1 protein-coding gene is annotated in these 2,865 nt (G+C 68.6%); it reads left to right on the forward strand.

Going from position 1 to position 2,865, the window contains the following annotated elements; translation table 11 throughout:
* The first annotated feature begins 1,252 nt into the window (after positions 1-1,252).
* Positions 1,253-2,590 (forward strand): replication-relaxation family protein, encoded by a 1,338-nt coding sequence (locus tag QMK24_RS40955; RefSeq protein WP_283471998.1) that lies wholly within the window; start codon positions 1,253-1,255, stop codon positions 2,588-2,590.
* Positions 2,591-2,865: the final 275 nt, after the last annotated feature.

A 2,865-nucleotide genomic window follows, 5' to 3' on the forward strand; every position in this document is an offset into this window, starting at 1 on the left:
CCAGGAGTGGGGCTTCGCCCACTACTCAGCCGCCACCGACTCCTACACCGACGCTCTCCTGCACACCGGCGCCGACGTCGGCCACCCCAACGACGCCTTCGACACCGCCGCCATCGTCCACCTCGCCCCATCGTTCGACTCTAGTTCGATTTCCTGGTGGAACGCCGGTCGGCGATCGGGCCAGCGGGTGTTCCACGGACATCACTACCGCAGGTCACAGGGCCGGGCACGCGGTACAGCGTGGCGCTGGGGTGCGGCCGGGGCAGGCGGATGGTTGCTCACATGCTTGCACCGGAACCCGTGCGCACCAGATGGGAATGGAAGGGCTTGGAACGGTAGATAAAGCCAGGTATCAGGAAGGAAGTGGTCAAAGCATCGGGGCAAGGGGTTGGAACGGGCGAAAACGGACACCTATGGAATCGTGGAAGCCCGGCAGGTTCCCTGGTGGGAATAGATGGCTTCCGGCGGTGGGCCTGGTTTCGCGGTGGGTTTCGCCAGGGGTTTCACCGGCGGTTTCGCGGCGGGTTTCACCGGCGGTTTCGCGGCCGGTTTCACCGCTGGAGCGCGGTTGCACCGCATCCGGCCTGGTCACGCCAGGAGTGCAACCGGGCGGCGCGTGCCGACACCTCTTCCCTGTGAAGGGGAGAGGTGTTTCTGCTTCCTCACCCCTCGCGGGCGGGACGGCGGCCGCCTCGCCGGTGCCGCTGTGGTTGACCGGCTTGGAGTCGCCGGTGAAGTGCACAATGGATGGGATGACGAACGGCGGCGCTTCCAGGACGGGTTCAGGCAGGCTGCGGTGATCTGGCGGCAGCGGGAGTGCAGCGCCGGCTGACACGGTGAGCGGCACCAGGCGGCGGAAGTGATGACACTGCCGATCAGCAGGTCCGAGTGGCTGGTACCCGGGATTCCCCCCGCTGCTCCTACCGTTCCTGCACCCGCGACTGCTACCGACTGCCGCGCTCTGCGATCCGGTGTTTTCGCAGTTCAGACCCCTTGTCCGCACGTCACTGGTAATCCCGACAACCCTCTTGCCCCCCACCACCTAGCTGCACCCGAAGAGAAAGGGACGGGTGTGGCTGGGTGGTGGCGGGCGCGAGGGTTCGAAAGCCGTTCCCTTGGCCTCCGGCGGGCCCTGCGCGGGCCGCGTGGCCGCCGCTGATGCGTCGGCCGGGGAAAAGGGGGCCGGGGCGGATTGTCGTACCGGCAGGCGACCATGGAAGGCTTCCGCAGCAGCTGCACGGGGGAGCACCAGATGGCGAGCACCGAATCGAAGCCCAAGCCGCGATCGACGGTGAGGGATCAGAAGGACGCGCTGCGGGTGTTGGGCGTGCTGAAGGTGGCCACCGCCACCCAGATCCTGAACCTGGTGCGCCCGCACCTGACGGACAACAAGGTGATGCGCAACGCCTTGCTGGTCCTGGAGGCGCGCGGTGAGGTGGTCTCGGAGGGGAACACGGCTGGCCCGGCGGGTCGGTTCGGGGCGCCGGACCGGACGGGGGAGCCGTCGCAGAAGCTGTGGGGCCTGACCCCGGCCGGCCTGGACGCGGCCGGGCGACTGCTGGAGCGCGGCCCGGAAGAGATGGGCGGCCGCGCGAGGGGCGCGGGACGCGGCGGTGCGCCGCACGCGATGGGCGTGAACGCCACCATCGTCGCGTTCAGCCGGGGCGGCATCGGCGACGTCGCCTCGTGGCGGACCGAGGTCCCCCACGCGCTGGCCACCTCGGGCAAGCAGAACGTGCGCGCGGACGCGTTGCTGCGCGCGAAGGAGGCCGGCCTGCCGCTGCTGATGGTGGAGGTTGATCGGGCCACCGAGCCGGTGGAGCGCGTCGCGGACAAGCTCGCCGCCTACGCGGCCTGCTACCGCCGCCGCGTCAACGACCCGGGCACGCCGAGCACCTGGACCTCGCGCCGGACCGGGGAATCCGACACCGTCCCGTACTGGGAGACGCTCTATCCCGAGACCGGTTTGCCGGGCTGGCCGCCGTTGGCGTTCGTGTTCACCGGCGCCGGCCCGCGCGCGCTGCACAACCGGATGCAGGAGCTCGCTGCCCTCACCCGGGAGTACTGGGCAGCGGACGAGTGCTGGTACGCGCAGGAAGACGACGGCTATCTCGACTTCACCGACAAGGTCCCGCTCGTGCTCACCACCTTGGACCGCTTGCAGGAGCATGGCCCGCACGGCCCCGTCTGGCGGCGCGTCGCGCAGGAGCGCGGTCAGGAGTTCGAGCCGCTGCTGACCGCGCTCACCGACACCCGCACCCTGGCCGCCTACCAGCAGCGGGCAAGGAAGCGCCGCGCCGCAGCCGAAGCCCGCTGGCAAGCTGAGCAGGCGGCACGTGAAGCCAAACAGCAGCAGCAACTGCAGCAGTGGCAGGCCGAAGAGGACAAAGAGAGAGCACCGGCTGTTCCGCAGTGCGCGACGCCGCACTGCGAGCAGCTGGTGGACGCGCCGGTGGACTGGTACACCGACATCACTGTCCCACCCGAAGACGGCATCTACTGCGGTCCCTGCCGCCACGACCAGGCTTACAGAAACCGCGGACTGCGCGGCGCGCTGCGCCGGATACGGAAGCCGTCGGGCGATGCGTAGCTGTCACGGTGGGTGTCACGGCCCATGTCACGCCGCCCGGCAATGCACCCCTGACCTGGACGGATACCCCTCAACGCCCCCCTTGCAGCGGGGGCGTGACAGTGTGACACTCACGCGTCGACGGCGGCCTGGCGCTCGCGGATGACCGTGACCTGTGCCAGTGAAGATGGGCCCCTTGTCATCGAAGTTGGGCTGATGGTTGTTTGTGTCATTGAAGATGGGCCACTGCATTGTTTGTGACATTGAAGTTGGAGCATCGATAGTGATCTTCTTAT

Source organism: Streptomyces sp. PH10-H1, from assembly GCF_030063355.1.
Classification (GTDB): Bacteria; Actinomycetota; Actinomycetes; order Streptomycetales; family Streptomycetaceae; genus Actinacidiphila.